We start from the raw sequence: 25,636 nt of genomic DNA on the forward strand, positions 1-25,636 counted from the left end.
GTGGTCAATTCACCACAAATCTACCCGGCTAAACCTTGACTCGAGCCTGCATGATCTCTGACTCCTCCCAATGATCCAGCGCTCGCTCTACGAGCAACTGCACGCCATCGGCCATGCGGCTGAGCGCCAGGGCGACCGAGCGCCGTGTCCCGTCCACATCGTCTGCCAGATTGGCAGCGATGGCGCTGATGGACAGCAGGTCCTCGGAGGCGTTGGCCAGAAGGGTTTCGGTGTTGACCTCGGGGGCGACGGTGAAGAGGTTGCCTTTGCGGTGCCTGGGCGGCTTTTCGGTGGTCGGGGGGAAGTAGTGGGCGAAGGCGCGTTCGGCGGCTTCTTTGAGTTTTTCGGTTTCGAGTGGATCTTCGGAGTCGATTCCAGAGTTCTCTGGAGGATTGGGCGTTACTTTGAACATATAAAATTCCCTAAACAGTAAGTAGGAACCGCCACCGTTCGTTTGCACGCGAATTGGGTGGCGGCCGTGCGCAGGTGTGCAAGACCGGGACTGTTTAGGACACCCAGCAGATCCGAGGATCTCCTGCGCGCAGCCGCCATAAAGCAGTGAGCCATGGCAATTGCGACCTAAACAGTTTCGTCGGACTTGCACGTCCGTGTCACCGTTTTTTCAGTGACAAGGCCAGACTAGACCTGGGTTCGGACCGGAACAAGTTCACCAACACCGCTACAACTTGAAGGAAATCTCCGACGCGGTTACCGGACGTTGGTGTCTGTGGGGAAGGTCAAAAGATCGCAGCCTTCGGCAGCTCCTACAGGTGTACGCCGCGCCCCTGTAGGAGCTGCCGAAGGCTGCGATCTTTTCAAGGTTTTGACGACAAATCCGCCATCCCTTTGAGCAACTCGATCGGCAACGGAAAGACAATGGTCGAACTCTTGTCCCCGGCAATCGAACTCAATGTCTGCATATACCGCAGCTGCATGGCCCCAGGCTGACGCCCGAGCATTTCGGCGGCCTGCATGAGCTTTTCCGAGGCCTGCAATTCGCCTTCGGCGTGAATTACCTTCGCCCGGCGTTCCCGTTCGGCTTCGGCCTGTTTGGCGATGGCGCGGATCATCGATTCGTTGAGGTCCACGTGCTTGATCTCGACGTTGGCGACCTTGATGCCCCAGGCGTCGGTCTGGGCGTCGAGCACTTGCTGGATGTCGATGTTCAACCGCTCCCGTTCGGCCAGCAGTTCATCGAGTTCGTGTTTACCGAGCACTGCCCGCAACGTGGTCTGAGCCAATTGGCTGGTGGCCATGAGAAAGTCTTCGACCTGAATAATCGCTTTCTGCGGATCGAGGACGCGGAAATACAGCACAGCGTTGACCTTGACCGAGACGTTGTCGCGGGTGATCACGTCTTGTGGCGGCACGTCGAGGACCACGGTACGCAAGTCGACGCGAACCATTTGCTGCACCACCGGAATCAGCAGGATCAGGCCAGGGCCTTTGACCTGCCAGAAGCGCCCGAGCTGAAAGACCACCCCGCGCTCGTATTCGCGCAGGATGCGGAAGGTCGACCCCGCCAGTGCAATCACCAGTAACAGCAGCGCGGCAAAACCCAGTTGCAGGCCCATGGTTATTCTCCACCCGGCGCCGCGTCAGCCGCGGCCACTTGCAGCAATAATCCCTTGCGTGCCACCACCCGGACCTGTTGCCCGGGTCGCAGTGGCGTGGCGCTGAGTACTTGCCACTGTTCTCCTTGCAGGTGCACCCAGCCGTTACAGGCGTTGCCGGCTTGTAACGACATCACCGGGGTCACGCTGCCAATGAGTTCGGCATCACCACTGACGTTGTGGCGCGGTCGGGTTTTCAGGGCACGGATCAGCAGGAAGATCAGCAGCAGGGCACTGACAAGTCCCAGGCCGATCATCAATGGAACCGGCACCTCGGTGTTGGTCAGAATCACCGCACCGATCACGAACATCACAATGCCGCCCAGGCCAATCACGCCGTAATTGGGCAGGGCCGCCTCGGCGATCAGAAACGCGATGCCGAACGTGATCAGCCAGATCCCGACGGGGTTGGGCACCAGCAGGACGACGGTGTCCGCCGCGAATACAGATCCGCTCAAGGCCAACAGCAGCGCAACCGCACAACAACGAATGTTCACGTGACCCTCCGGGAGAGTCATTGATGGTTCTTTATACAGTCTAGCTGAGCTCTTGATTGTACGAATTTTGATCAGTTGTTGACCGTGTTCCGGCGGGCAGATTTCCCGCGCGATTGCGCCAGCGGGCCTAGACTTTTTAGTGGAGAGAAAAAGTTTAACCATCGTCCGCGAACAGTTGTTGCGGACACCGAGGTGCATCATGCGTATGGCAAGAACAGTGCAGGACAGCCTGAATAAGGCTCACTGCGAATTTGACGTCGTCACCCATCCGCACTCGGCCAGCAGCCTTGAAACGGCACGGGTCGCAGGCATTCCTGCCGAACGGGTGGCCAAATCGGTGATCCTCGACGACCACCACGGCCATTACCTGATGGCTGTGCTGCCAGCGAGCCGTCACCTGGACCTGAGCAAAGTACGCGGCAGTAGCGAATGGCAGATCACCCGGGAAAGCACCCTGGCGCATCTGTTCCAGGATTGCGAACGCGGAGCGGTGCCTGCGTTGGGCGAATCCTATGGTCTGGACATGGTCATCGACCCGCTGCTGACCCGGCAAAAAGACATCTACCTGGAGGCTGGTAACCACAACAACCTGGTGCACATGAGCGTGCCGGAATATCTGAAAATGGTGCCGCATGCTGAAGTGTGCGAGTTGAGTCAGTAGTATTTGCGGCGCCAGTAACACCGCCATCGCGAGCAAGCTCGCTCCCACAGTTGAGCGCGATTCCATGTGGGAGCGAGCCTGCTCGCGATTGACTGCGCAGCAGTCACCCAATCATTTGCCATGAAAAAGGAGCCCGACATGGAATCCCCAACCCACAGCCTCCCCTCCCTGTTCAAACAACTCGGCCTGCCTGACGACGCCGAAAGCATCGACAAATTCATCGCCACCCATTCACCGCTCAAGCCTGAATTGCATTTGGCTGATGCGTTTTTCTGGAGCGAGAGCCAAGCGGAGCTTCTGCGTGACGAAATTCTGGATGACGCCGATTGGGCGGAGGTGGTGGATCAGTTGGATGTGCTGCTGCGGAAGGGGCGGGGGGTGTAAAAAAATCTGAGTGAAAATGGCGAAATGTAAAAAAAACTGGTGAGTGGTAAAAAAATCTGGATGGAAGTCCAATTTCAGGATTTTTTCTAGGTTGCTCATAAAGTCTAAATAGACCAGAATTACGACCTGAATTGAGGTCTTAATTATGCAAAATGTTCTGGCCGACATGGCTGTCAGTGTGTCTGAGTTGAAGAAAAACCCATCAGCGGTCTTGAGTGGCGCCCATGGTGGGCCTGTCGCGGTGCTGAATCACAATCGAGTGATGGGCTACATGGTCCCGGCCGATGTTTTCGAGGCCATGATGGAGCGGCTCGATGACCTTGAGTTGGCGGAAATTGTTCGCTCACGCAGGCATGAAACGCCGATCCCGGTAAATCTGGATGACCTATAAGCTCGAATTCCTGCCGTCTGCACGCAAGGAGTGGGACAAACTGGGTCATACATTGTGCGAGCAATTCAAAAAGAAACTGGCAGAGCGACTTGAGCTCCCGCGAGTGCCCTCAGATTCACTACATGGAATGCCTGACTGCTACAAAATCAAGCTGCGGTCATCGGGGTACAGGTTGGTGTACGAGGTTATTGATGAGCGTGTAGTCGTTTCCGTGGTGGCAGTGGGTAAGCGTGAGCGAAGCGCTGTTTATGATCGAGCCAAGAAACGCTGATAGCCCTCGACCTTTCTTATTCTGCCGCCAGCGTCTGCCTTGCGGCATATTCAGTTCGATCTCCCACCGTCTGCCTTCCCCGTTCAAATAACGGGGTCAGTTGGATGTGCTGATGAGGAAAGGGTGGGGTGTAAAAATCTGGGTGAAATGGCTGAAATATGCAAAAAACTTAGAAGTGTTGAAGAAATCTGGCCTTTAATCGCGTTTGTGAACTTTTTGTGTGGACGCGCACCAATGCCATTGGTTGGATACGTCACGAAGAGGCGAATTACCTGGAAGCGCTGAAGGACTTCTCAAAACCTGCTCGTGATTTTTGGAATGTCACTTGGCTGGACGCTGATCAGATGGTTTTCGAGTTCATCGGCCACCCGTCCATTTATCGCTTCTGGGACGCCACCCCCTGCGTCGAATTCACATTGCAGATGGCGCGACGTGCGCTGGAAATCGAACTGCGTGAGGAAACTGAGTTTCTGGACCGTTACGACCGTGTAGTCAAAGCGGTAAATCAGCGTTTCGATGTGCGGGGCAGTGACCTGTCGAAGCTGGTGATGATGTGCCTGGACAACGACGGCAAGGTCTCGAAGCACCGACGCAAGCAGTTTCAGTACAGCGTGCCGGAGGAGGTTTTAGATTTTATTGAGGGAGAAGCGGGAAGATTGTTGAGTGATGTCTAAGGGGGCAAGCATTCGTCTGATAATTGAATTGTTTCAAAACTTGACCAACTTTCCCCTCCAATGCCATATTGATAGTTAGCAAACTAACAGTGTGTGTTTCCCCTCGTGCCGAAAAACCTCGACGCTCTCCAGATGAACATCAGCAGCTCCATGGTGGTGGCCGCCAGGCATTGGCGGAAGATCTGCCAGACCACGCTGGTGAACTATGGAATCTCCGAAGCCTGCGCCGTTCCGTTGTTGATGATCGGGCGTTTGGGCGAGGGTGTGCGGCAGGTGACGGTGGCGCAGGCGGCCGGGATGGAGAGCCCGTCCCTGGTGCGCTTGCTGGATCAGCTGTGTCATGCCGGCTACGTCTGCCGTACCGAAGACGCCCATGACCGGCGCGCCAAATGCCTGAGCCTGACCGAGACCGGTCGTGAGTTGGTGCAAGCCGTCGAAGTCGAGCTGGTGCGTTTGCGCCATGAAGTGCTCGAAGGGATCGATCAGAGTGATCTGGAAGCGGCATTGCGGGTGCTGAAGGCTTTTGAATCGGCCAATCACCTGCCGGTGATCTACCCTTGAGCGGATTTTTTACCGGCATGCCCCCGGCGCGGGACTGGTTCTACGGTGTGCGAACGTTCGCGGCATCGATGATCGCGTTGTACATCGCCATGCTCATGCAAATGCCCCGGCCTTACTGGGCGATGGCCACGGTCTACATCGTTTCCAGTCCGTTTCTCGGCCCTACCAGTTCCAAGGCGCTGTACCGCGCGGTCGGCACCCTTCTCGGTGCCGCCGCCGCGGTTTTTTTCGTGCCGATGTTTGTCCAGAGCCCCTATGTACTGGTGGTGGTCATCGCGCTGTGGACCGGGATTCTGCTGTTTCTGTCGCTGCATCTGCGCACGGCCAACAGTTACGCGCTGATGCTCGCCGGTTACACCTTGCCGCTGATCGCCCTGCCGGTGGTGGATAACCCGTTGGGGGTGTGGGACGTGGCCGAAGCGCGGACGGAAGAAATCTTCCTCGGCATCGCCGTGGCCGCGGTGGTCGGCGCCATGTTCTGGCCTCGGCGGCTGGCGCCGGTGTTCAACGATTCGGTGAACAAATGGTTTGCCGATGCCTCGACTTACAGCCTGCGTTTCCTCTGCCGCAACGTGCAGCCGGACGAAGTGAGTGCGCTGCGTTCGTCGATGGTCGCGACCTTCAACACGCTGGAATTGATGATCGGCCAGTTGCCCCACGAAGGCGCGCGGCCGCAAACGGTGCGCAACACCAAGGAACTGCGCGGGCGAATGATTCATTTGCTGCCGGTGATTGATGCTCTTGATGACGCGCTGTATGCCCTTGAACGGCGCACGCCGGAGCTTGTGGATAAGTTCGCGCCGCTGCTGGCGGCGACCACCGAATGGCTCGACCACAAAGACGCCGACCTCGCCCGCTGGCAAGCGCTGAAAGATCAACTCGAAGCGCTGCAACCGTCCGCCGAAGCGTTGGATGATCGCAAACAGCTGCTGTTCTCCAACGCCCTGTATCGCCTCGGCGAGTGGATCGATGTGTGGCAGGACTGCCGCAGCCTGCAGTACGCCATCGAGTGCGAAAGCCAGGACAGCTGGCGCGCGGTGTATCGGCACTGGCGGCTCGGTCGGCTGTCGCCGTTTCTCGACCGTGGGCTGATGCTCTATTCGGCGGCGTCCACGGTCACCGCCATCATCGTCGCTTCGGTGCTGTGGATTCTGCTCGGCTGGACCGACGGTGGCGCCGCGGTGATTCTGGCGGCGGTGGCGTGCAGCTTTTTCGCTTCGATGGACGACCCGGCACCGCAGATTTTCAGATTCTTTTTCTGGACGGCAATGTCGGTGTTGTTCGCCAGTCTTTACCTGTTTCTGGTCCTGCCCAACCTGCATGACTTCCCGATGCTGGTGCTGGCGTTTGCCGTGCCGTTCATTTGCATCGGCACTCTGACGGTAAAACCGCAGTTCTATCTGGGCATGCTGCTGACCCTCGTCAACACGTCATCGTTCATCAGTATTCAGGGCGCCTACGACGCGGATTTCCTCAGCTTCGTAAACTCCAACCTGGCCGGTCCCGTGGGCTTGTTGTTCGCCTTCGTCTGGACCCTGATCGCCCGGCCGTTCGGCGCCGAACTGGCGGCCAAGCGCCTGACCCGTTTCAGCTGGCGCGACATTGTCAGCCTCACTGAACCGGCCTCGCTGGCCGATCACCGGCACCTGGGCGTGCAGATGCTCGATCGCCTGATGCAGCATTTGCCGCGCCTGGCCATGACCGGCCAGGACACGGGCATCGCCCTGCGGGAAGTGCGCGTGGCGCTGAACCTGCTGGATTTGCTCGCCTATACGCCGCGAGTACTCGGCGTACCGCAAGTGCTGTTGCACCAGGTGGTGGCCGAGGTCGGCGAGTATTTCAAGGCCTGCCTCAAGGCCGGCGAGCGTTTGCCGGCGCCGAGCCCGTTGCTGATGACCCTGGATCGCACCCGCCGTGCTCTCAACACGGAGTGCGATGAAGGTGCGCGTCTGCATCTGCTGCACGCCTTGAGCGGCCTGCGTTTGTCGCTGCTGCCAGGGGTGGAATTCGTCGGCGCCGGCGAGCTCGAAGAACCGCTTCCCCATGGCATCGATGGAGCGCCTTTATGATCGGTGACCTGGATATCAGCGGGGTGTTTCTGCCCACGCTGCTCGTGCTGATGGGCATTACGTATGTGTTGTTCCTGCTGGTGCACGGGTTGCTGACGCGTCTGCACTTTTACCGTCTGGTCTGGCACCGGGCATTGTTTAACGTGGCTCTCTACGCTGTGCTGCTCGGCGCCGTGGACTCACTCAGTCGATACCTGATGACATGAAAAAACCTTTTTTGACCATCGGTCGCGTGGTGCTGACTCTGCTGATCGTGACCTTCGCCGTTGTCGTGGTCTGGCGCATGGTGATGTATTACATGTTCGCGCCCTGGACCCGCGACGGCCACATTCGCGCCGACATCGTGCAGATCGCGCCGGACGTGTCCGGGCTGATCCAGCGAGTCGACGTGCGTGACAACCAATTAGTCAAACGTGGTCAAGTGCTGTTCAGCATTGACCAGGACCGTTTCAAACTGGCCCTGCGTCAGGCCAAGGCGGCAGTCGCCGACCGGCAGGAAACCCTGGCGCAGGCGCAACGCGAAGCCAAGCGTAACCGTGGCCTCGGCAATCTGGTGCCCGGTGAGCAACTGGAAGAGAGCCAGTCCCGGGTGGCCCGCGCCGAAGTGGCGTTGATGGAAGCTCAGGTGGCGGTGGACAGCGCCCAGCTCAACCTTGACCGCTCGACCATCCGCAGCCCGGTGGATGGCTACGTCAACGACCGTGCACCGCGCAACCAGGAATTCGTCACCGCCGGGCGTCCGGTGTTGTCGGTGGTGGACAGCAATTCGTTCCACATCGACGGTTATTTTGAAGAAACCAAACTGGACGGCATTCATGTCGGCCAGAGCGTCGATATTCGGGTGATCGGCGATCGGGCTCGCCTGCGCGGGCATGTGGAAAGCATCGTCGCCGGGATCGAAGACCGTGACCGCAGCAGCGGCAGCAACTTGCTGCCCAACGTCAACCCGGCGTTCAGCTGGGTACGGCTGGCCCAGCGGATTCCGGTGCGGATCGCCTTCGACGATGTGCCGGCGGATTTCCGCATGATCGCTGGGCGTACCGCCACAGTGTCGATCATTGACGATCAAACCCAGGAGCCCGCGAAATGAGCAGGGCCTCGGGTTTGGCTATCGCCGGGTTAGGCCTGTTGCTGTCGGCCTGCCAGGTGGTCGGGCCGGATTATCACTTGCCGGACGAGGCCGCCGTACACCGTGAAGACTTGCAGGGCGACTTGGCGGTGAACGGCAAAAATGTCGTCTCGGCGCCGGTGCCCAGCGATTGGTGGCGCTTGTATCAAGATCCGCGCCTCGATCAATTGGTCGAGCAGGCCATGGCCTCCAACACCGATTTACGCGTGGCAGCGGCGAACCTTTCCCGAGCGCGCGCGCAGGTCGATGAAGCTCAAGCGGCCGGTGGCTGGAGCGGCGGGGTGAAGATGGGCGCCCAACGTTTGCAGGAGTCCGGCGAAGCATTCCTGCTGCCGGAGAAAGTGCCGGTGGCCAACGTCGGCGACATTGGCATTACCACCTCGTATCAGTTCGACCTGTTTGGCACGTTGCAGCGCGGCATCGAAGCGGCCAAGGCTAATGCCGATGCGACGCAAGCCGCGGCGGATACCGCACGAATCACCTTGGTAGCCGATGTGGTTCGGGCCTACACCCAAGTCTGCGCCGCCAACGAAGAGCAGGAAATCGCCCAGCATTCCCTCGACCTGCAAGCCCAGAGCACCACGCTAATCCAACGTCTGCGTGACGCCGGGCGCGGTGACGAAACTCAAGTGACCCGCTCGCAAACCCAATTCAAATCCTTGCGCGCCGACATGCCGCGTTATGAGGCGGCCCGTCAGGCCGGGTTGTTCCGCTTGTCGATGCTGTTGGCCAAACCGCTGGAGCAACTGCCAGCCGGCACCGACCGCTGTGCGGAGCTGCCAAAGATTGCGCAATTATTACCGGTCGGTGACGGCGCGACGTTGCTCAAGCGCCGTCCCGATGTGCGGCAGGCCGAGCGACGACTGGCTGCCGCGACCGCCGGCATCGGCATCGCCACCGGCGAGTTGTACCCGGACATCAGCATCGGCGCGACCGTCGGTACCGTCGGCATCCTGGAAAACCTCGGCAAACCGGCGACCAATCGCTGGGGCTTCGGGCCGTTGCTGACCTGGACCGTGCCGTCCAACGGCTCCCGGGCGCGAATCCGCGAGGCCGAAGCCTCCACCCAAGGCGCGCTGGCACATTTCGATGGCGTGGTGCTCAACGCCATCCGCGAAACCCAAACCGGCCTGGCGCAGTACTCCGCGTTGCTGCAGCGCCGCGATGCGTTGGCCGACGCCGAGCAATCAGCGCAATTGGCCGCAGACCAGACTCACCGCTTCTTCCAGGCCGGCCGCGCATCGTTCCTGGCGGACTTGCAAGCGACCCGCACCTACACCGACGTGCGGGCGCAACTGGCTTCCGCCAGCACGCAGGTTGCCATGAGCCAGATCGATTTGTTCCTGGCATTGGGCGGCGGCTGGGAAAGCGGACGAACGCAAGGCACGAACTCCGGCAAACCCTGAGGCCGTTGCTATGCTTTGATTTGATGAGGTCGCGCGTCGAACTCATCAATCAAGGCTCGCGTTGGTCATGGGGATTCCAATAATGAAAAACCCTTATGCTCCCGGCTTCTGGTGCGCTATAGCGGCATTGGTGTTGCTGTCGGCCACCTATTTCTACGGCATCATGCTGGCCAACCAGATCGACAAGGCGCTGGTATTCCTCGACAGCGCCGCGGCATTGATTGCCGTGATGGCAATCGTGGTGGTGGCCTGGGCGTCGGTCCAGGGTCAGCGGATCAAAAAAAGACAGCTCGAACAAGGCAAGACCCTGGTGCTGATCTGGGACACCAAGGTCGCACTGCGCCGTGTCGAAACGGTGTTCGATCGGTATTTCTGGGGCAGTTACTGGCAACCGGGGCGTACGTTCCAGGAAGTCATGGGCGAACTCACCGGCACACCGCTGGAAAAAAGCCTCGAAACCCTGAAAAAACAATGCCAGGCGCTGGACAAGCAAGTGTCGGAGGAGGGCTGGCACTGGCTCAATAACGCCCGTGAACTCTCCGATGTCGCCACCGCCATGGCCCGCGAACGTTATCAGCTGGATTTTTGCGACCCACGCTCGGAATCCCCAAGCGGCACGGCGGTGATCAATCGTGACTTCGAAGTGCTGGTCTATACATGGACCGCACGGCTCAAGAGCTTTGATCATCAACTTGATGAGATCGAGGTTCAGTATTCCTGATCTGTGTTTGCAGGGCTGACGCCATCGCGAGCAGGCTCGCTCCCACATGGGTTATGTGTCGATCACAACACCCTGTGGGAGCGAGCCTGCTCGCGATGGCGATTTCATATCCGCCGAAACTCTCACCACCTGCCAGTTGTCCACAAGCAGTGACACTCCATAGACACTCTTTAACCTTTAAACATTGGGTCGCCTGGTGCGCCTGATGCTAATCTCCATCGCACTTTTATCGCAGTCGTGACCGTAACCCGTCGGGTTCAGGGAAGACGACCACACCTTCAAACAACGGACATTGATCGGGTCATTCATGAATAAATCAGCAGGCGTGCTTCTTGGAATCGTCGTTGCCATCGGTGCAATCAGCGCCGGCGGTGCCTGGTACACCGGCACCAAACTCGAAGGTGTGCTGAACACCTCGATCGCCGACGCCAACAAAGAGTTGCAAGCCGCGCTGGTCGGTTCCAACGGCACGGCGTCGCTGGAGCTGGTGTCGCTGGAGCGCCATGTGTTCAGCAGCACCGCGCACTACCGCCTCAAGGGCGAAGGCGAGATGTTCGGTGAAGCACCGGTGGAGTTGCTGTTCGTCGATCGCATCGAACACGGTCCGCTGCCGTTTTCGCGCCTGGTGTCGCTGAAGTGGCTGCCGGTCCTGGCTACCAGTCACTACGAACTGGAAAGAACCCCGACCACCGAGAAATGGTTCGTCGCTGCCAAGGACAAATCGCCACTCACGGGCGTGGTCAACATCGGTTACGACAATGCCACCAACGGCACCCTGCAATTGCTGCCGCTGGACGTCGCGCTTGACGACAAGTCCAACCTGACATTCTCCGGGCTGAACCTCGATGTCGCCGCCAGCGCACAAGCGCAGAAGCTCAAGGCCGACGGTTACATGGATAGCCTGACACTGAGCACGGTGGCTGAAGATCAGACGCCGGTGAAGGTCGAACTGAACGGTCTGACCCTGGCCAGCAACCTGACAAAAAGTACCTATGGCTACTACACCGGCGACAACACCGTCGAGCTGACTGACAGCAAGACCACCTTCGGCGCCAAGCAGTCGGTCCTGGGTTTCAAGAAATTTGAAATGAAGAACCAGACCGAGGAATCCGGCACCAGCGCTTCGGGGCGTGCCGATTACAAGGTGGGAGAGGTGACCCTGAACGGCAAGACGGTCGGCTCTGCGCAGATGGTCATGAGCCTGAAGAACCTCGACATCCCGGCAACCCTGTCGTTGATGCAGATTTACCAGACCAAACTGCAACCGTACGAGAGGGCCGCCGCTGAGGCCGTGGCTGCGGGTGAACCGGCGCCAGAGCTGGTCCTGACCCCGGCCGAAGAGGCGCAGGTCAAAACAGGCCTGGAGAAACTGCTGGCCGCCGGCCCGCAGGTCGCCCTGGAGAATCTGTCGTTCAACACCCCCAATGGCGAAAGCCGCGCCAACCTGGTGCTCGACCTGACCAAACCACAATCCATGGACCTGCCGCCCGATCAACTGACCCAACAATTGATCGCGCTGCTGGTCGTCAACGTGAAAGTGTCCAAACCAATGCTCGTTGACCTGCTGAGCGTGCAGTCGCAAATCGACGGTCAGACCGACGCCAAGCTCATCGCCGATCAGGCCACGGCTACCGCCGACATGTTTGGCAGCATGGCAATCGGTACGCAGTTGGCAAAACTGGATGGCAACAACATCGTTTCCAAACTGCACTACGCCAATAATCAGGTGGAATTCAACGGCCAGAAGATGACCGTCGAAGAGTTTGTCGGGTTTGTCATGAGCAAATTCGGCGGGAATGTCACCGTCGAGTAAAACCAGGGCTTACACACCGACGCCCGGCCTCTGCACAACGCAGACGCCGGGCGTTTTGCTGTCTGGCGTTTGAAATGGGGGGAACAGCCGTCAATTCAGGTCCCTAATCAGCCGCCACGCCTCGTCCACCGTCAACGGCTGTTTCATCCGTTCGGCGAGCATCGCTATCGCACGTTCTTCATCGCATGCCACTGCGGCGACCACCAATCCCTCCTTGCCGAACAGGCCGATAAAGGGTGGATGGTCAGGGTCGCCTTTGAACTCGACCTCATCCCAGGTCGCGGCGTGGCCAAGGTAGTCGTAGTTTTTACCGAAGTGCCAGGTCCAGAAATAGGGGATGTCGAGGTAATGCTCGTCGCCGCCAAGCATGTTCATCGCCGCGATCCGTGCCTGTTGTTGTGCCAGGCGCCAATGTTCGATTCGTTGGGGCTGGCCGTTGAGCGGGAAGGTCGCGATATCGCCGGCGGCCCAAAGCCCATCGGTCACGCGCATCCCGCCGTCGACCTTCAGCGACTGGTCTTTTTCCAGGGGAAGGCCGGTAAATGCGCCGGTTGCCGGGCTGACGCCAATGCCGACCAACACCAGATCCGCCGGTAAACGTTGACCGTTGTCCAGGCGTACCGCTTCAACCTTGGTCGTTCCTTCGACGTGCGTTGCGTTGCCATCCGTATGAAACACCACGCCGTTGGCCTCGTGCAGGGCACGAATCGCCTTGCCGACGGCCTCGCCAAACTGTTTGGCAAAAGGTACTGCATGGCGGGCCAGAACGGTGACGTCCAGACCGTATTGACGCAGGGAGGACGCGGATTCCATGGCAATAAAACTGTCGCCGATGATCACCGCTCGTTGGCCTGGTTGTGCCGAGCGCAGAATCCGCTGCGCCTGATCCTTCGAACGCAGCACGAACACCTGTGGCAGGTCGGCGCCAGGCAGCGTCAGCGGGTTGGGTGTGCCACCGGTGGCGAGCAGGGCAGCGTCGTAGCTCAGCGATTGACCATCAGCCAGGTGCAAGGTCTTGTTCGCGGCGTCCAGGCTCGCCACTTCTGCGTTTATTCGCTCAATGCGCTGTTCGCGGTAAAAGTGCTCATCACGCAGCGGCGGGACTTCTTCCGGCGGCATCTCCCCGGCAATCACGAATTTACTCAAGACCGTGCGGTCGTAACCGGCGTCGGTTTCACGGTCAATCAACAGCACCCGCCCACCGAAGCCCTTTTCGCGCAATGCTGCCGCGCACGCCGTGCCTGCCGCACCGGCACCGATGATCACAAACGTTCGCTCGTCGTCCGCTGGTGGGGTGTGAGCGTCGGACATCGGCTGATCGTCGACCCAGACCTCGCCATCGCGCACTTCCAGCGGATAGCGCTTGAGGCTGTCCAGGGCCGGCGGTTCGCACAGCGCACCGTCCTCGATCCGATACGCGGCCTTGTGCCAGGGGCAGATCAAACGTCCGTGGCACAGAGCGCCTTCAGCCAGCGGCGCCCCGGCATGGGGGCATTCGCCCTGAAAAGCGCGCAGATGATCGCCCACCCGCAGCAGGACAATTTTCGTGTCCGCGATCTGGACCTCAAGGCCCCGGTTTTCGGACACATCGGCGAAACGGGCGACGCGGTGCAGTGCCATGATCACTCTCCAGGCAAGCGTTTCACTTAAGAGTTTGGCGCTTATCTGGAGGTTCAGCCAATTCCCGCTGCCACCGAGTGAACGGTCCGGCTATAGTTTGCACGCCGACGACGGCCCCACCCGCACAAGGTGCTCCGGTATGACCCGATTGACCTCTCTGAATCCTTGGCTGGCGGCCGTTGCAGTCGCCCTTTGCGTGCAAATTCCGGCGCAGGCCCAGGAGCGTTTCACCCTGAACATCCCAGGTGTCACCGACGATCGACTGTTCCTCTCGGCTTCCGCCAGCGATGCGCCCAATTGTGGTGGGCACAACCAGTCGCCGGCCTTGAACTGGAACGCCGGCCCGGCGGGCACCCTCAGTTACGCCATTGTCATGCACGATCCCGACGGCCAAAAAGGCCAAGGCGTCGATCACTGGGTGCATTACGGCATCAAAGCCACGACTCATCAGATTGCCGCCGGCGTCGGCGCAAAATCCGCCCTGGAAGGTGTCAGTGGCACCAACAGCAAAGGCACCACAGGTTATATGGGCCCTTGCCCGCCGGTCGGTGACAGTGCGCATCACTACATCATCCAGCTCTACGCCCTGGATCTGGCGCCGGACGCTTTGCCTGCGGGCCTGACGCGCGCGCAGTTACTGGAAAAAATCAAAGGCCATGTGCTGAAAAACAGCAGTGTGGTGCGGCGTTATCACCGCTGAAATTAATTTCGGCCGGTTTAACCCGAAGCTGAAGAGGGGCTCGTCTCAGAGGATGAATGGATCAATTTCCTCCTGAGGTCAGCCCCCATGTCCCTCCCTCTGCATTTCCTCCGCCCGGCCGCCCAGGGTTTCGCCGCCGGGTTGCTGTTGGCGATTACTGGTTGCGGCGTTTCATCCAAGCCTGATTCCGCCTCGGTTCCGCCACCGGCTCAAGGTGCGCTGCCGGCTGAAGTACTGGTGCGCAGCGAGGCTGTCATGGCGGACACCTCGATGGCCAAGCGCAGCGTTCGCCCCGCACCGACGGCGAGCTATGCGCCGATGCCCGCGAGCGAGGCGTATCCGCAGGGATATCGGGATGAGCAGCGGGAGCAGTATCAAGCGCTGGCGGATAACCCGATTCACAGCGTGGCCGAAGCGCCTGTCTCGACCTTCAGCGCCGACGTCGACACCGGCGCTTACGCCAACGTCCGCCGCTTGCTCAATCAGGGGCGCTTGCCACCGGAAGGTGCGGTGCGACTGGAGGAAATGGTCAATTACTTTCCCTACGATTACGCATTGCCCACCGATGGCTCGCCCTTCGGCGTGACCACGGAGCTGGCGCCGTCGCCGTGGAACCCGCATACCCGATTGCTGCGCATCGGCATCAAGGCCTCGGACCGCGCGGTCGCGGAACTGGCCCCGGCGAACCTGGTGTTTTTGGTGGACGTGTCCGGCTCGATGGACCGGCGCGAGGGTTTGCCGCTGGTCAAAAGCACCCTGAAATTGCTGGTCGATCAATTGCGCGAGCAGGACCGGGTTTCATTGGTCGTCTATGCCGGTGATTCGCGTGTGGTGCTGGAGCCGACCTCCGGACGCGACAAAGCGAAAATTCGTACGGCCATCGATCAATTAACCGCCGGCGGATCGACCGCAGGAGCGTCAGGTATCGAACTGGCTTATCAAATGGCGCAGCAGGCGTTTATTCCCAAGGGCATCAACCGCATCCTGCTGGCCACCGACGGTGACTTCAACGTCGGTATCAGCGACTTCGACAGCCTCAAGCAAATGGCTGTGGATAAACGCAAGACCGGCGTTTCCCTGACCACATTGGGTTTTGGTGTGGATAACTACAATGAACACCTGATGGAACAGTTGGCCGATGCCGGCGACGGCAACTATGCCTACATCGACAACCTGCGCGAGGCGCGCAAGGTGCTGGTGGATCAACTCGGCTCGACCCTCGCCGTCGTGGCGAAAAATGTGAAGCTGCAAGTGGAGTTCAACCCGGCGCAGGTCAGCGAATACCGGCTGTTGGGGTATGAGAATCGCGCGTTGAAGCGTGAAGACTTCAGTAACGACAAGGTCGATGCCGGTGAAATCGGCGCAGGACATACGGTGACGGCGTTGTACGAAATTGTGCCCACGGGCGAGAAGGGCTGGCTGGAGCCGTTGCGCTATGGCAACTCCGGGGCAGTTGCTTCCGGGAAATCTGGGGAAATGGCCATTCTGCGCGTGCGATATCAGTTGCCCGAAGGTGGGAACAGTCGCTTGATCGAGCGGCCGATCACTGACAATGCTGCGCCAGCCAGTGAAGACCTGCGATTTGCGGCGGCCGTGGCAGCGTTTTCCCAGCAGCTCAAGGACGGGCGTTATACCGGCGATTTCAGCCTCAAGGACACCGAGGCGTTGGCGCGCGGTGCGCGGGGCGAGGATCGATTTGGTCTGCGGGCAGAGTTCGTGCAATTGGTGGAGTTGGCGCAAAGTCTGCGAACCACGACCGCATCGAATAGTGAGCCGCTTAAAGGAGGCTACAACTGAAATGTCAGCTCCTGAATCGAGCGACGAATCGCTGCTGGCCCGTTATCGCGCAGGCGACGGGCCGGCGTTCGAGATTCTGTACGCCCGCCACCGCCAAGGGCTCTACCGATTCCTGCTCGGCCTGAGCGGCAAGCCCGAGCTGGCCGAAGAGGTTTACCAGGACACCTGGCTGAGCCTGATCCGCAGCACCAGTCAGCCACAAGGCCGGGCGAATTTTCGTACCTGGCTTTACCAGATTGCCCGCAATCGACTGATCGATCACTGGCGCAAACACGGAATCCACAACCCCTTGCACGATAGCTACGACGAACAGATCCACGCGCTGAGCGATGACGCTGCCGATCCCGAACAACTGCTGAGCCTGAGCCGCGACAGCCAGCGCCTCGAAGCGGCCCTGCAAAACCTGCCCGCTGACCAGCGCGAAGTATTCCTGCTGCGCACCCATGGCGATCTCGACCTGCCGCAGATCGCCACCCTCACCGAAACACCGCTGGAAACCGTCAAAAGTCGTTTGCGCTACGCCCAGCAAAAACTGCGTCGGCTGCTGGCCGAGGAGGTACTGACATGACTGACGCCCGTCCTACGCCAGAAGACGAAGTGTTGAAGCACTATCGTGAACACGCGACCAGCGAACCGCCGGCCCATCTCGACGCGTTCCTCCTGGCTGCCGCACAGCGCGAAGTCCCTGTGCAGAAGCCAGGTCTGTGGAAACGCTGGGTTCAGGCCTGCCAGAAACCCCGTTGGCAGGTCGCATTTGCCAGCCTCGTCGGTGTGGCCCTGATGCTTGCACTGGTGCAACGCACGGAGGAGCAACCGCCGAGTTACGACTTCGCGCCTGCACCCAAAGCGTCTGCACCGGCCGCCAAAAAAGAAGCACCGTCATCGGTTGCGCGTTCTCTGGCTGCCCCGGCCGGCGCCATGTCCACCCCCGCGCCTGCGGCGCCAATGGCCGATTTTGCCGCGCCCGCGCAGAGCGAATCGATCAATGTCGAAATGGCTGACGAAGCGAAGGTCAGCAAACGCCCGGCGATAGCTCCGGCAACGTTTATCGACGATCAATTAAGGGAAGTGATCCGCCTGCAAAAGGCTGGTCAGGCTCAAGCGGCGGCTGACCTGATGGCGACATTGCATAAACGCTTTCCCAAGGAAAATCTCACAGCCAGACTCAAGGATTTGCAGAAAAACTGAGAGGCAGAGCGGTCAGTCATTTGGCATCGACACCCGAAAGCGCGCACTATCGGCCCATAGCCGATGCGTTGGAGGTAGCCATGGCGAAAAAAATCGACCGCATCGCCCAAATGCTCAACTGCCCGGAGAAGGGCGAGGAATTACGGCGCGCGGTGACTGAGAGTCGTAAGGAGTTTCTGCTGGCGAAGCAGGCAGAAGAAGCGTTTGAGGAAGACGTTCTTGATGATGAGTTGATCGAGGATGAAGAAGACGATGATGAGTACGACGAGTTCGACTGGACGACTGAATAAAAAAACCGCTTCGGCGGTTTTTTTGTGCATCGTCTATCAGCGGCAGTAGTTCGGGATTACCGAGCAACTGAAATTCTTACCAACATCGCCCGAGGGGCCGGGGAGATTGACCAAAAAAATGCCGACTACCCAAGAAACTACCCAGAAGTTGATCATAAGCGCCCCGCGACCGACGATCTAAACGTGGTTTGACGGTCATCGGCCTGGTGAGGTGCGCACTTCGTCGAACTTCCGCTATCAACCCCTGCTATGCCCGTACACCGATGAACAGCTCCAATTCTTTCGGTAATGACTGTTGGATCGCAATTTCCAATTGTTGGACCTGCCCGCCGGTTAATGGAAGCTCGCCATTAGCCTCCGCCGCTAAGCTGTCCCAACCCAAAACGTCCATAACCGCTTGCTCAAATTCAGGGCTTACGTCGAGCTCAAATTTGATCGAATCGTCTTCGTTGTCGCCTGCAAGAAAGCCCGTAATCTCTAAAAACATTATTGCTCTCCGATATCACTTTGATGTGGTTCGCCCTGGTTCAGCAGCCTTTGTACGTTCTCCTGTATCGGGGTTGAACTCTCCCAAATGCTTACCTTGCTTGTCGTAGAGTTCAATTCTGCCGTTCTCATAATCCCATTCATAAATTCTGCCCTTGCGATCTTTCCAACGACTTCGTTTTTTGCCTCCGCCTTGGACGCTCGACATTTGTTTTGCGCGTGTGGCGTCTGGGAAGGCTGTCAGTGTTTTGGGGGCGGGATGGTAGCTGTAGTCGCCGCCAATAGGCCGAGCAAACACTACGTACAGCGACTTCAGCCCGGTGTCTGCTGGAAACACCAGAATACAGTCGTCGGTGGTGATGTCTTCACCGGGGAGGCCTTCGAGCTGACTGTCGGTGTTGTCCGGAATCGGGTGGACCAGGATGGTGCCAAGTTGTTCTCCGCTGCTGTCGGGATAGATCAGCGGCGGCATTTCTCCCAGTGGCCCGCGCTGGGGCGTCCACAGAATAGTGATGCCGTTGAGCTTGGCCTCCAAGGCGGTTTTGTCGGCGTTCCACGTGGCTTGCACCGTGCGTACCGTATCGTCGCCTGATGCGGTTGTATGGATGCCGTAGACTTGTAATGCGCCCTTGGCATCGCGACGAAACTGAAAGCGCACACGGGTAGGTGCGTGGGTCATGCTACGCAATTGAGTGTCGGTATGGAGCGTCCCGTCATCCATCTTGGTCGGGAGCATGCCCAGTATGAAAACACTGACAGGCCCACCCGCACCGCGTATCGCCCAATTGAGACGCTGCTGCAGGATGCCGCCACCGGCCATGCGACCTAGTGCCAGATCGGCGCCAAGTGCCGTCGCTACGGCGGTACTGTCCGACGGAAAAAGCATGGCGCCTGCGACCATTACCTTGCCGAAGTTCGAAGCGGGTTCCAAGGCGGTGCCGGCGTCGGTGCGACACCAGTTATCGGGGATGCAAGATTTGGCAAAGACCTGATCGTCGCGAGGCTTGGTCTGTGGCCATGGATCTTTTTGGGGGATGTAGACCGGTTCAGGCGCTGGCGCTGATCTAGCTACGAAGCCACTGCCTGAACTGGTAATGCGTTCCTTTACCAACAGCAAATCACCCTTGCGGACGGACTCGACAATTTCGCTGTCGCTGATGCGGGAATGGCTCCCAAAATTGGCAAGTCCGTCGATGTTGTGTCGACCTCGCATCAGCGCGTCCTTCACCAATCGTGCAGCATTGCTGGGGCTTTCGGTTTGTTTGAAACCCTTGTCGGCATTCCTTATCAAGCGCATGAAATTCCCTTTGATTAAGTCCTAGGGGCATTCTGGAGAGCGTGAGGCGCACCGGGCAAAAAATAGTTTTGCGGCATTTGTCCGAACCGGTCGATTGATTCAGGCCTAACAGGCTCCGCTCCCTTCGCGTGTGGTGCACGATGCAACCTCTGATATTGGGTGAATGGCAACCGCGAGTGTCGGAGCAGCAATGGCCGCTGACTACCCAAGAGTCATCCAGGTACCGCTAAAAACCATCCAGGAAATATAGGAAAGCCAGCGGGCGTCGGAGTCTGGCGGCTGCACTCAAATCGAACCGTCAAGTTTTCCTTGACGGTTGCATCGGATTAACCAGCTGTTGCCGAGAAGTTCTCATTCCTTATAATCACCAACAACACGGCCCCTGTCGGTTGATGCGCTCCGGCGCTGAGACTGCTCAGGGGTTTTTTATTATCTGGATTTTTCTTTTTGCCATTTGAGGTTCCGCCAGCCCTGGTCATGGCAGTAATCTCGCATTCGACTGGAGCGTCCGCTCAACCCTAGGAGTAAGCCGCGAGGTATCCCTATCCGAAAGAGCCGGGACGAGGTGATCGACGGCTGTTCCATGGGCCAGATTTCAGCCCGGTCTCGGCCCCATTTGGTTAAGATGCTGCGTTTCGTCAACCCTTGGGCTGCCTAGTCGCCCGGTTGGCCAGCGTCTTCGATACGGAGTATCTGCAGTGAACCACGCGGTCCACAACAAACTGGTTTCTTTCATCTGGTCCATTGCCGACGATTGCCTGCGCGATATCTATGTACGCGGCAAGTACCGCGACGTCATTCTTCCCATGGTGGTGTTGCGTCGCCTGGATGCTTTGCTGGAGCCGACCAAATCCAAAGTGATGGATGAGTTGGCACTTCAGCGTGAGATGGGTTTGACCGAACTGGACGAGAGCGCCCTGCAAGCTGCTTCTGGTTATGTGTTCTACAACATCAGTAAATGGACGCTCAGTCAGCTACAGAAGACGGCCACCAACAATCAGCAGATTCTCCTGTCCAACTGCGAGGAGTATCTCGACGGCTTCAGCGGCAACGTCAAAGACATCATCCGGCGCTTCAATCTCAAGGCTCAAGTGCGCCACATGGCCGCTAAAGACGTGCTGCTCGACGTACTGGAAAAATTCACCTCTCCTCACATCAACCTCACCCCGAAGGATATCGAGGACCCAGAGGGCAACCGCCTGCCTGCCTTGAGTAACCTGGGCATGGGTTATGTGTTCGAAGAGCTGATTCGTAAGTTCAACGAAGAGAACAACGAGGAAGCGGGTGAACACTTCACCCCGCGCGAAGTGATCGAGCTGATGACCCACTTGGTTTTCGACCCGATCAAGGATCGCCTGCCTACGGTCATGACCATCTACGACCCGGCCTGCGGCAGTGGCGGCATGCTTACCGAGTCGCAGAACTTCATCGAAGAGAAATACCCGGACCCGACTACACGACGTGACGTCTACCTCTACGGCAAAGAAATCAACGACGAGACCTATGCCATCTGTAAGTCGGACATGATGATCAAGGGCAATAACCCCGCCTACATCCGACCCGGTTCCACCCTGTCCGTCGACGAATTTGCCGGTAGCCGCTTCGACTTCATGCTGTCCAATCCTCCCTATGGCAAGAGCTGGGCGAGTGAGCAGAAATTCATCAAGGAGAATGGCAACGTCATTGATCCGCGCTTCAAAGTCACGCTCAGGGACTACTGGGGCAACGAAGAGGAGCAAGACGCTACCCCGCGCTCCAGCGACGGCCAGCTGCTTTTCCTGATGGAAATGGTCAACAAGATGAAGGCACCGGGTGAAGTAGGTCTTGGTTCGCGCATCGCCTCGGTGCACAACGGCTCCAGCCTGTTCACCGGCGACGCTGGCGGTGGCGAAAGCAATATCCGCCGTCACATCATCGAAAACGATCTGCTGGACGCCATCATCCAGTTGCCCAACAACCTGTTCTACAACACCGGCATCACCACCTATATCTGGTTGCTGTCCAGCAACAAGCCGGCACATCGACGGGGCAAGGTGCAACTGATCGACGCCAGCCTGTTGTACCGCAAGCTGCGCAAGAACCTGGGCAATAAGAACTGCGAGTTCGCTGCCGAACATATCGAGCTGATTACTCAGGCTTACCTCAATCTGGACAGCATCGACCGTCAGGGCGGCAGCGACGGCATCGCTGCCCGAGTATTCGAAAACCGTGACTTCGGCTACCACAAGGTCAATATCGAGCGGCCGGACCGACGTAAGGCGCAGTTCAGCGCCGAACGCATCGAAACCTTGCGTTTTGACAAGGCACTGCGCGAGCCCATGGAATGGATCTACCGCCAGTGGGGCGAGGCGGTGTACCAGGATCAGACTCTGGCCAAGAACGAAAAGGCCATTCTCTCTTGGTGCGAGGATCAGGGCCTGGAACTCAACGCCAAACAACGCAAGAAGGTGCTGAACCTCGAAGTTTGGATGAAGCAGTCCCTGCTGGTTACCGTGGCCAACTACTTGATGCAGGCAGTCGGCACCAACGAGTTCGACGACTTCAATTGGTTCGCCAAACAGGTGGACAAGGTGCTCAAGCAGTTGAGCCGCGAATCCGGTATTAAGCTCGGTGCCAGCGAGCGTAACCAATTGCTGAATGCCGTTAGTTGGTACGACGAAAAAGCCGCTAAGGTGATCCGCAAAGTCGAGAAGTTTGACCGCGCACATCTGGCGGTCCTGCGGCAGCGGCTGAACTGCAGCGAGCACGAGCTTGTGGATTATGGCTACTACCCTAATGGCAAGCCCGGTGAGTTCATCACTTATGAATCCAGTAGCGAGCTGCGCGATAGCGAAAGCATCCCGTTGGCTGAATCTATCCACCGTTTCTTCAAGGCTGAAGTGCAGCCCCATGTCGAGGAAGCGTGGATCAATTTGGAGTCGGTGAAGATCGGCTACGAGATTAGCTTTAACAAGTATTTCTACAAGCACCAGCCATTGCGCAGCATGGAAGAGTTGGCGCGGGAAATCGTGACGCTGGAGCATCAGGCGGAGGGATTGATTGCGGAGATTTTAGGGATTGAGGTTGACCTTGTACAGAGGACGTGGTCATGACGGCGCCGCCAAATTCTTCTGCATATGATGCTTATAAATGCTCATCAATTCGTTGGCTTGAAAAAATTCCTAGTCACTGGGGGATAAGCCGTAGCAAACACCTTTTCTCTCAAAGAATTGAGCGAGCAAAAAAGGAAGATGTTCAACTCTCGGCAACTCAGGCATATGGCGTTATACCTCAAGATCAATTTGAATCCATGGTGGGGCGAAAAGTAGTTAAGATAACCTTGCACTTGGACAAAAGAAAACATGTAGAAGTCAACGACTTCGTGATTAGCATGCGGAGCTTCCAGGGCGGATTGGAACGTGCTTGGGCTGCGGGATGCATTCGATCGTCTTATGTTGTTCTTCGCCCATTGAAAGAATTAGATTCCAGCTATTATGGTTATCTATTCAAGTCAAAAAGATATATTGAGGCCCTGCAGTCAACTGCAAGCTTTATACGGGATGGGCAGGATCTAAATTTTTATAATTTCTCACAAGTAGACTTGATATTTCCTCCATATTGCGAACAGATTGCAATTGCCGATTTTTTAGACCGAAAAGTAGGTCTAATTGACCAGGCTTTGAGCGTCAAGGAACGACAGATTGAACTGCTTAAAGAGCGCAAGCAGATACTAGTGCAGAAGGCCGTAATGCTTGGCCTTGACCCTAATGTATCCATGAAGGATTCCGGTATTGAATGGATTGGTGAGATTCCAGCGCATTGGGTAATCAAACGTCTGAAATACGTGCTTGAAGAGCGAAATGAACGGTCAAAAACTGGCGAAGAACCATTATTTATGGTCAGTCAGGTGCATGGTCTCGTTGTTCGCTCGGAATATCATGAAAAAGCTGAAGTTGCTGCAAGCAATGTAGACAACAAAATTGTTTTTGAAGGTGACTTGGTTTTCAATAAGTTGAAAGCCCATCTGGGGGTTTTCTTCAAGAGCTGCATCCCAGAAAAGGGAATTGTTAGCCCTGATTATGCAGTATATAAGCGTAAGGCTTATATTGATGATCTAAAGCTTCTCGAATACTTGTTTAGAAATCCATCTTATATTTCTCAATTTGTTGTCCGTGCAACTGGGATTGTTGAAGGGTTAATTCGCCTATATACAAGCGAATTGTTTGATATGCCTGTGCCCGTTGCACCCTCAGACGAGCAGCGAGAGATTCTACGCTTTATCGAGAAGGTCTCTGAAAAGCAAGACAAGGCAATCGTTTTGCTTGAAGAGCAAATCACCAAACTCAAAGAGTACAAATCCACCATGATCAACAGCGCCGTGACCGGCAAGATCAAGGTGCCTGGCGTAGTGGAGCCTGAGCGACAGGACTTGGAGATGGCCTGATGGATGTCCAGCAGCAACTGCAGCGTTTGCTGGCCGGTAGTGGCGAGAGCGAAGTTGTCGAGTTCAAGGAAGCCAAGAGCAACTACGACTTCGACAAGCTCGGCCGCTATTTCTCGGCGCTAAGCAACGAGGCCAACCTCAAAGGGTTGCACAGTGCCTGGCTGGTTTTCGGCGTCAATGACCGCCAGCAGGTGGTAGGCACGCGCTTTCGAGAGACACCCAAGCAGTTGCAATCGCTGAAAAAGGAAGTGGCCGACAAAGTTAGTCAGCGCCTGACCTTTATCGAGATTCATACCGTTCAGCATCCCTCCGGTCGGGTGCTGTTGTTCGAGATTCCCGCAGCACCACAAGGGCTACCGGTGGGCTGGGAAGGACACTACTACGGCCGTGACGGCGAATCTCTCGGGCCACTGTCACTCGAAGAGATCGAGCGAATTCGCCGCCAGAACCGACTTCAAGACTGGAGCGCGGGCCTCTGTCCCGGTGCATGCCTGGCCGACTTGAGTGAAGAGGCTATCGCGCTGGCCCGGCGCGAATATGCCACCAAACACCCCAAGCTAGCCGCTGAACTGACGGACTGGACTGATGAGACTTTTCTCAACAAGGCGAAGGTAACCATCCAGGGGCAGATCACTCGGACCGCCATCTTGTTGCTGGGCAAACCGGAGGCGGCACACTGGCTCAATCCTGCCTCGCCCACTCTCAGCTGGATTCTCAAGGACCGCGACGGTTTTGAGCGGGATTACCAGCACTTCTCCTGCCCATTGTTAGTCAGTGCGGATGAGGTCTACCGTAAAATCCGCAACCTGAAATACCGCTATATGTCCGAGAGCTCGTTGTTCCCCGAAGAGGTCGACCAGTATGACCCTTTCATCATCCGCGAAGCCCTCAACAATGCCATTGCTCACCAAGACTACGAGCTGGGCGGTAAGGTGTCAGTGGTCGAATTCGAAGACGGGCGTCTTTGCTTCAGTAACCCCGGCGACTTCATTCCCGGCTCAGTGGAACAAGTGATCCAGGCCGACGCCCCAGAAACCCGCTACCGCAATCGCTTCCTCACCGATGCAATGGTCAACCTGAACATGATCGACACCATCGGCAGCGGCATCCGCAAGATGTTTCTGATCCAGAAGAACCGCTTCTTTCCACTGCCTGAGTATCAGCTTGAGCGGAATCGCGTGCAGGTCACTATCACCGGACGCGTGTTGGATATGAGCTATGCGCGCAAGTTGGCTGAGCTGCCCAACTTGTCGCTGGAGGACATCCTGCTCTTGGATCGGGTGCAGAAGCGCAAACCGCTGACCGATGCGCAGTCTCTCCATCTCAAGGCGCAGGGGTTGATTGAAGGACGTAAGCCCAATTTTCATATTTCCGCCCAAGTGGCGCGGCACAGCGACGATCTGGCGCAGTACATCCTTAACCGGGGCATCGACGATACCCATTACAAGCGCCTTATTTGCGAGTTGATCCAAAAGTCTGGCTCAGCAAAACGGATCGACATCGATAAGCTACTGGTAGACAAACTACCTGAGGTTCTAGACCGTCAGCAGAAAGCCAACAAGATCAAAAATCTGCTGCAGGCGCTTAAGATTCAGGGCGTTATCGAGGTCAAGGGCAAGCTGTGGAAAATGTCTAAAGGCTGATT

General features: G+C 57.6%; 25 protein-coding genes and 1 pseudogene. 20 read left to right on the forward strand and 6 right to left on the reverse strand.

Going from position 1 to position 25,636, the window contains the following annotated elements:
- Positions 1 to 28: 28 nt before the first annotated feature.
- The 3 genes from EAH74_RS19055 to EAH74_RS19065 form a co-directional block, all read right to left on the reverse strand.
- Complete coding sequence (locus tag EAH74_RS19055; protein ID WP_140680343.1) at positions 29 to 412, reverse strand: DUF6124 family protein; 384 nt, start codon at positions 410 to 412, stop codon at positions 29 to 31.
- 403 nt (positions 413 to 815) lie between these two features.
- The gene (locus EAH74_RS19060) at positions 816 to 1,574 is read right to left on the reverse strand and encodes a slipin family protein (RefSeq protein ID WP_129439535.1); all 759 of its coding nucleotides are present in this window, start codon (positions 1,572 to 1,574) and stop codon (positions 816 to 818) included.
- A gap of 2 nt (positions 1,575 to 1,576) precedes the next feature.
- Positions 1,577 to 2,110 carry an NfeD family protein gene (locus EAH74_RS19065; RefSeq protein ID WP_140680344.1) on the reverse strand — a complete coding sequence of 178 codons (534 nt, stop codon included), beginning with the start codon at positions 2,108 to 2,110 and terminating at the stop codon, positions 1,577 to 1,579.
- A 199-nt stretch (positions 2,111 to 2,309) separates the two neighbouring features.
- Between EAH74_RS19065 and EAH74_RS19070 the strand changes: the two genes are divergently transcribed.
- From EAH74_RS19070 to EAH74_RS19125, 12 genes and pseudogenes are all read left to right on the forward strand, one after another.
- A complete protein-coding gene (locus EAH74_RS19070; protein ID WP_140680346.1) occupies positions 2,310 to 2,771 on the forward strand; it encodes an aminoacyl-tRNA deacylase in 462 nt (153 codons plus the stop codon).
- A gap of 138 nt (positions 2,772 to 2,909) precedes the next feature.
- Positions 2,910 to 3,155: a DUF2789 domain-containing protein gene (locus EAH74_RS19075; protein WP_140680347.1), complete on the forward strand. Its 246-nt coding sequence runs from the start codon at positions 2,910 to 2,912 to the stop codon at positions 3,153 to 3,155.
- A 145-nt stretch (positions 3,156 to 3,300) separates the two neighbouring features.
- Complete coding sequence (locus tag EAH74_RS19080) at positions 3,301 to 3,546, forward strand: type II toxin-antitoxin system Phd/YefM family antitoxin (RefSeq protein WP_008148141.1); 246 nt, start codon at positions 3,301 to 3,303, stop codon at positions 3,544 to 3,546.
- A complete protein-coding gene (locus EAH74_RS19085; RefSeq protein WP_140680348.1) occupies positions 3,536 to 3,817 on the forward strand; it encodes a type II toxin-antitoxin system RelE family toxin in 282 nt (93 codons plus the stop codon). Before EAH74_RS19080 ends, EAH74_RS19085 begins: the two co-directional genes overlap by 11 nt.
- A gap of 248 nt (positions 3,818 to 4,065) precedes the next feature.
- Positions 4,066 to 4,491: pseudogene (locus EAH74_RS19090) on the forward strand (Fic family protein); the annotation flags it as partial.
- Positions 4,492 to 4,623: 132 nt separating this feature from the next.
- Positions 4,624 to 5,052 carry a MarR family winged helix-turn-helix transcriptional regulator gene (locus tag EAH74_RS19095; protein WP_140680349.1) on the forward strand — a complete coding sequence of 143 codons (429 nt, stop codon included), beginning with the start codon at positions 4,624 to 4,626 and terminating at the stop codon, positions 5,050 to 5,052.
- Positions 5,049 to 7,121: an FUSC family protein gene (locus EAH74_RS19100; RefSeq protein ID WP_140680350.1), complete on the forward strand. Its 2,073-nt coding sequence runs from the start codon at positions 5,049 to 5,051 to the stop codon at positions 7,119 to 7,121. The genes EAH74_RS19095 and EAH74_RS19100 overlap by 4 nt, the downstream gene beginning before the upstream one ends.
- Positions 7,118 to 7,327 carry a DUF1656 domain-containing protein gene (locus EAH74_RS19105; RefSeq protein ID WP_033058629.1) on the forward strand — a complete coding sequence of 70 codons (210 nt, stop codon included), beginning with the start codon at positions 7,118 to 7,120 and terminating at the stop codon, positions 7,325 to 7,327. Before EAH74_RS19100 ends, EAH74_RS19105 begins: the two co-directional genes overlap by 4 nt.
- Positions 7,324 to 8,211 (forward strand): efflux RND transporter periplasmic adaptor subunit, encoded by an 888-nt coding sequence (locus EAH74_RS19110; protein WP_033058627.1) that lies wholly within the window; start codon positions 7,324 to 7,326, stop codon positions 8,209 to 8,211. The genes EAH74_RS19105 and EAH74_RS19110 overlap by 4 nt, the downstream gene beginning before the upstream one ends.
- The gene (locus EAH74_RS19115; protein ID WP_140680351.1) at positions 8,208 to 9,656 is read left to right on the forward strand and encodes an efflux transporter outer membrane subunit; all 1,449 of its coding nucleotides are present in this window, start codon (positions 8,208 to 8,210) and stop codon (positions 9,654 to 9,656) included. The genes EAH74_RS19110 and EAH74_RS19115 overlap by 4 nt, the downstream gene beginning before the upstream one ends.
- Before the next feature lie 82 nt (positions 9,657 to 9,738).
- On the forward strand, positions 9,739 to 10,377 hold the full coding sequence (locus tag EAH74_RS19120; RefSeq protein ID WP_140680352.1) for an NADH:ubiquinone oxidoreductase subunit N: 639 nt from the start codon (positions 9,739 to 9,741) through the stop codon (positions 10,375 to 10,377).
- 307 nt (positions 10,378 to 10,684) lie between these two features.
- The gene (locus tag EAH74_RS19125) at positions 10,685 to 12,190 is read left to right on the forward strand and encodes a YdgA family protein (RefSeq protein ID WP_140680354.1); all 1,506 of its coding nucleotides are present in this window, start codon (positions 10,685 to 10,687) and stop codon (positions 12,188 to 12,190) included.
- A gap of 90 nt (positions 12,191 to 12,280) precedes the next feature.
- Here EAH74_RS19125 and EAH74_RS19130 read toward each other — a convergent pair whose 3' ends face one another.
- The gene (locus EAH74_RS19130; RefSeq protein WP_140680355.1) at positions 12,281 to 13,810 is read right to left on the reverse strand and encodes an apoptosis inducing factor family protein; all 1,530 of its coding nucleotides are present in this window, start codon (positions 13,808 to 13,810) and stop codon (positions 12,281 to 12,283) included.
- A 139-nt stretch (positions 13,811 to 13,949) separates the two neighbouring features.
- Between EAH74_RS19130 and EAH74_RS19135 the strand changes: the two genes are divergently transcribed.
- The 5 genes from EAH74_RS19135 to EAH74_RS19155 all read left to right on the forward strand — a co-directional run bounded on the left by EAH74_RS19135 (position 13,950) and on the right by EAH74_RS19155 (position 17,785).
- Positions 13,950 to 14,510 (forward strand): YbhB/YbcL family Raf kinase inhibitor-like protein, encoded by a 561-nt coding sequence (locus EAH74_RS19135; protein ID WP_140680356.1) that lies wholly within the window; start codon positions 13,950 to 13,952, stop codon positions 14,508 to 14,510.
- A gap of 87 nt (positions 14,511 to 14,597) precedes the next feature.
- Positions 14,598 to 16,307, forward strand: a complete 1,710-nt coding sequence (locus EAH74_RS19140; RefSeq protein ID WP_140680357.1) for a vWA domain-containing protein — start codon at positions 14,598 to 14,600, stop codon at positions 16,305 to 16,307.
- 1 nt (position 16,308) lies between these two features.
- A complete protein-coding gene (locus EAH74_RS19145; RefSeq protein WP_140680358.1) occupies positions 16,309 to 16,875 on the forward strand; it encodes an RNA polymerase sigma factor in 567 nt (188 codons plus the stop codon).
- Positions 16,872 to 17,495, forward strand: coding sequence for a hypothetical protein (locus EAH74_RS19150; RefSeq protein ID WP_140680360.1), 624 nt, complete (start codon positions 16,872 to 16,874; stop codon positions 17,493 to 17,495). The genes EAH74_RS19145 and EAH74_RS19150 overlap by 4 nt, the downstream gene beginning before the upstream one ends.
- 20 nt (positions 17,496 to 17,515) lie before the next feature.
- Positions 17,516 to 17,785, forward strand: coding sequence for a hypothetical protein (locus tag EAH74_RS19155; protein ID WP_240050532.1), 270 nt, complete (start codon positions 17,516 to 17,518; stop codon positions 17,783 to 17,785).
- 247 nt (positions 17,786 to 18,032) lie between these two features.
- Here EAH74_RS19155 and EAH74_RS19160 read toward each other — a convergent pair whose 3' ends face one another.
- Together EAH74_RS19160 and EAH74_RS19165 are read right to left on the reverse strand one after the other, a co-directional pair.
- Positions 18,033 to 18,272 (reverse strand): pyocin S6 family toxin immunity protein, encoded by a 240-nt coding sequence (locus EAH74_RS19160; protein ID WP_140680362.1) that lies wholly within the window; start codon positions 18,270 to 18,272, stop codon positions 18,033 to 18,035.
- A gap of 15 nt (positions 18,273 to 18,287) precedes the next feature.
- Positions 18,288 to 19,568 (reverse strand): S-type pyocin domain-containing protein, encoded by a 1,281-nt coding sequence (locus EAH74_RS19165; RefSeq protein ID WP_240050533.1) that lies wholly within the window; start codon positions 19,566 to 19,568, stop codon positions 18,288 to 18,290.
- 698 nt (positions 19,569 to 20,266) lie between these two features.
- On the opposite strand from EAH74_RS19165, the gene EAH74_RS19170 reads away from it, so the two are divergent.
- The 3 genes from EAH74_RS19170 to EAH74_RS19180 are packed head-to-tail and all read left to right on the forward strand — an operon-like array spanning position 20,267 to position 25,634.
- Entirely contained in the window at positions 20,267 to 22,660 is a 2,394-nt protein-coding gene (locus EAH74_RS19170) for a type I restriction-modification system subunit M (RefSeq protein WP_140680363.1), read from the forward strand.
- Positions 22,657 to 23,991: a restriction endonuclease subunit S gene (locus tag EAH74_RS19175; RefSeq protein WP_140680364.1), complete on the forward strand. Its 1,335-nt coding sequence runs from the start codon at positions 22,657 to 22,659 to the stop codon at positions 23,989 to 23,991. Before EAH74_RS19170 ends, EAH74_RS19175 begins: the two co-directional genes overlap by 4 nt.
- On the forward strand, positions 23,991 to 25,634 hold the full coding sequence (locus EAH74_RS19180; RefSeq protein ID WP_140680365.1) for an RNA-binding domain-containing protein: 1,644 nt from the start codon (positions 23,991 to 23,993) through the stop codon (positions 25,632 to 25,634). Before EAH74_RS19175 ends, EAH74_RS19180 begins: the two co-directional genes overlap by 1 nt.
- Positions 25,635 to 25,636: the final 2 nt, after the last annotated feature.

This window comes from Pseudomonas mandelii, from assembly GCF_006438925.1.
Lineage (GTDB): Bacteria > Pseudomonadota > Gammaproteobacteria > Pseudomonadales > Pseudomonadaceae > Aquipseudomonas > Aquipseudomonas mandelii_C.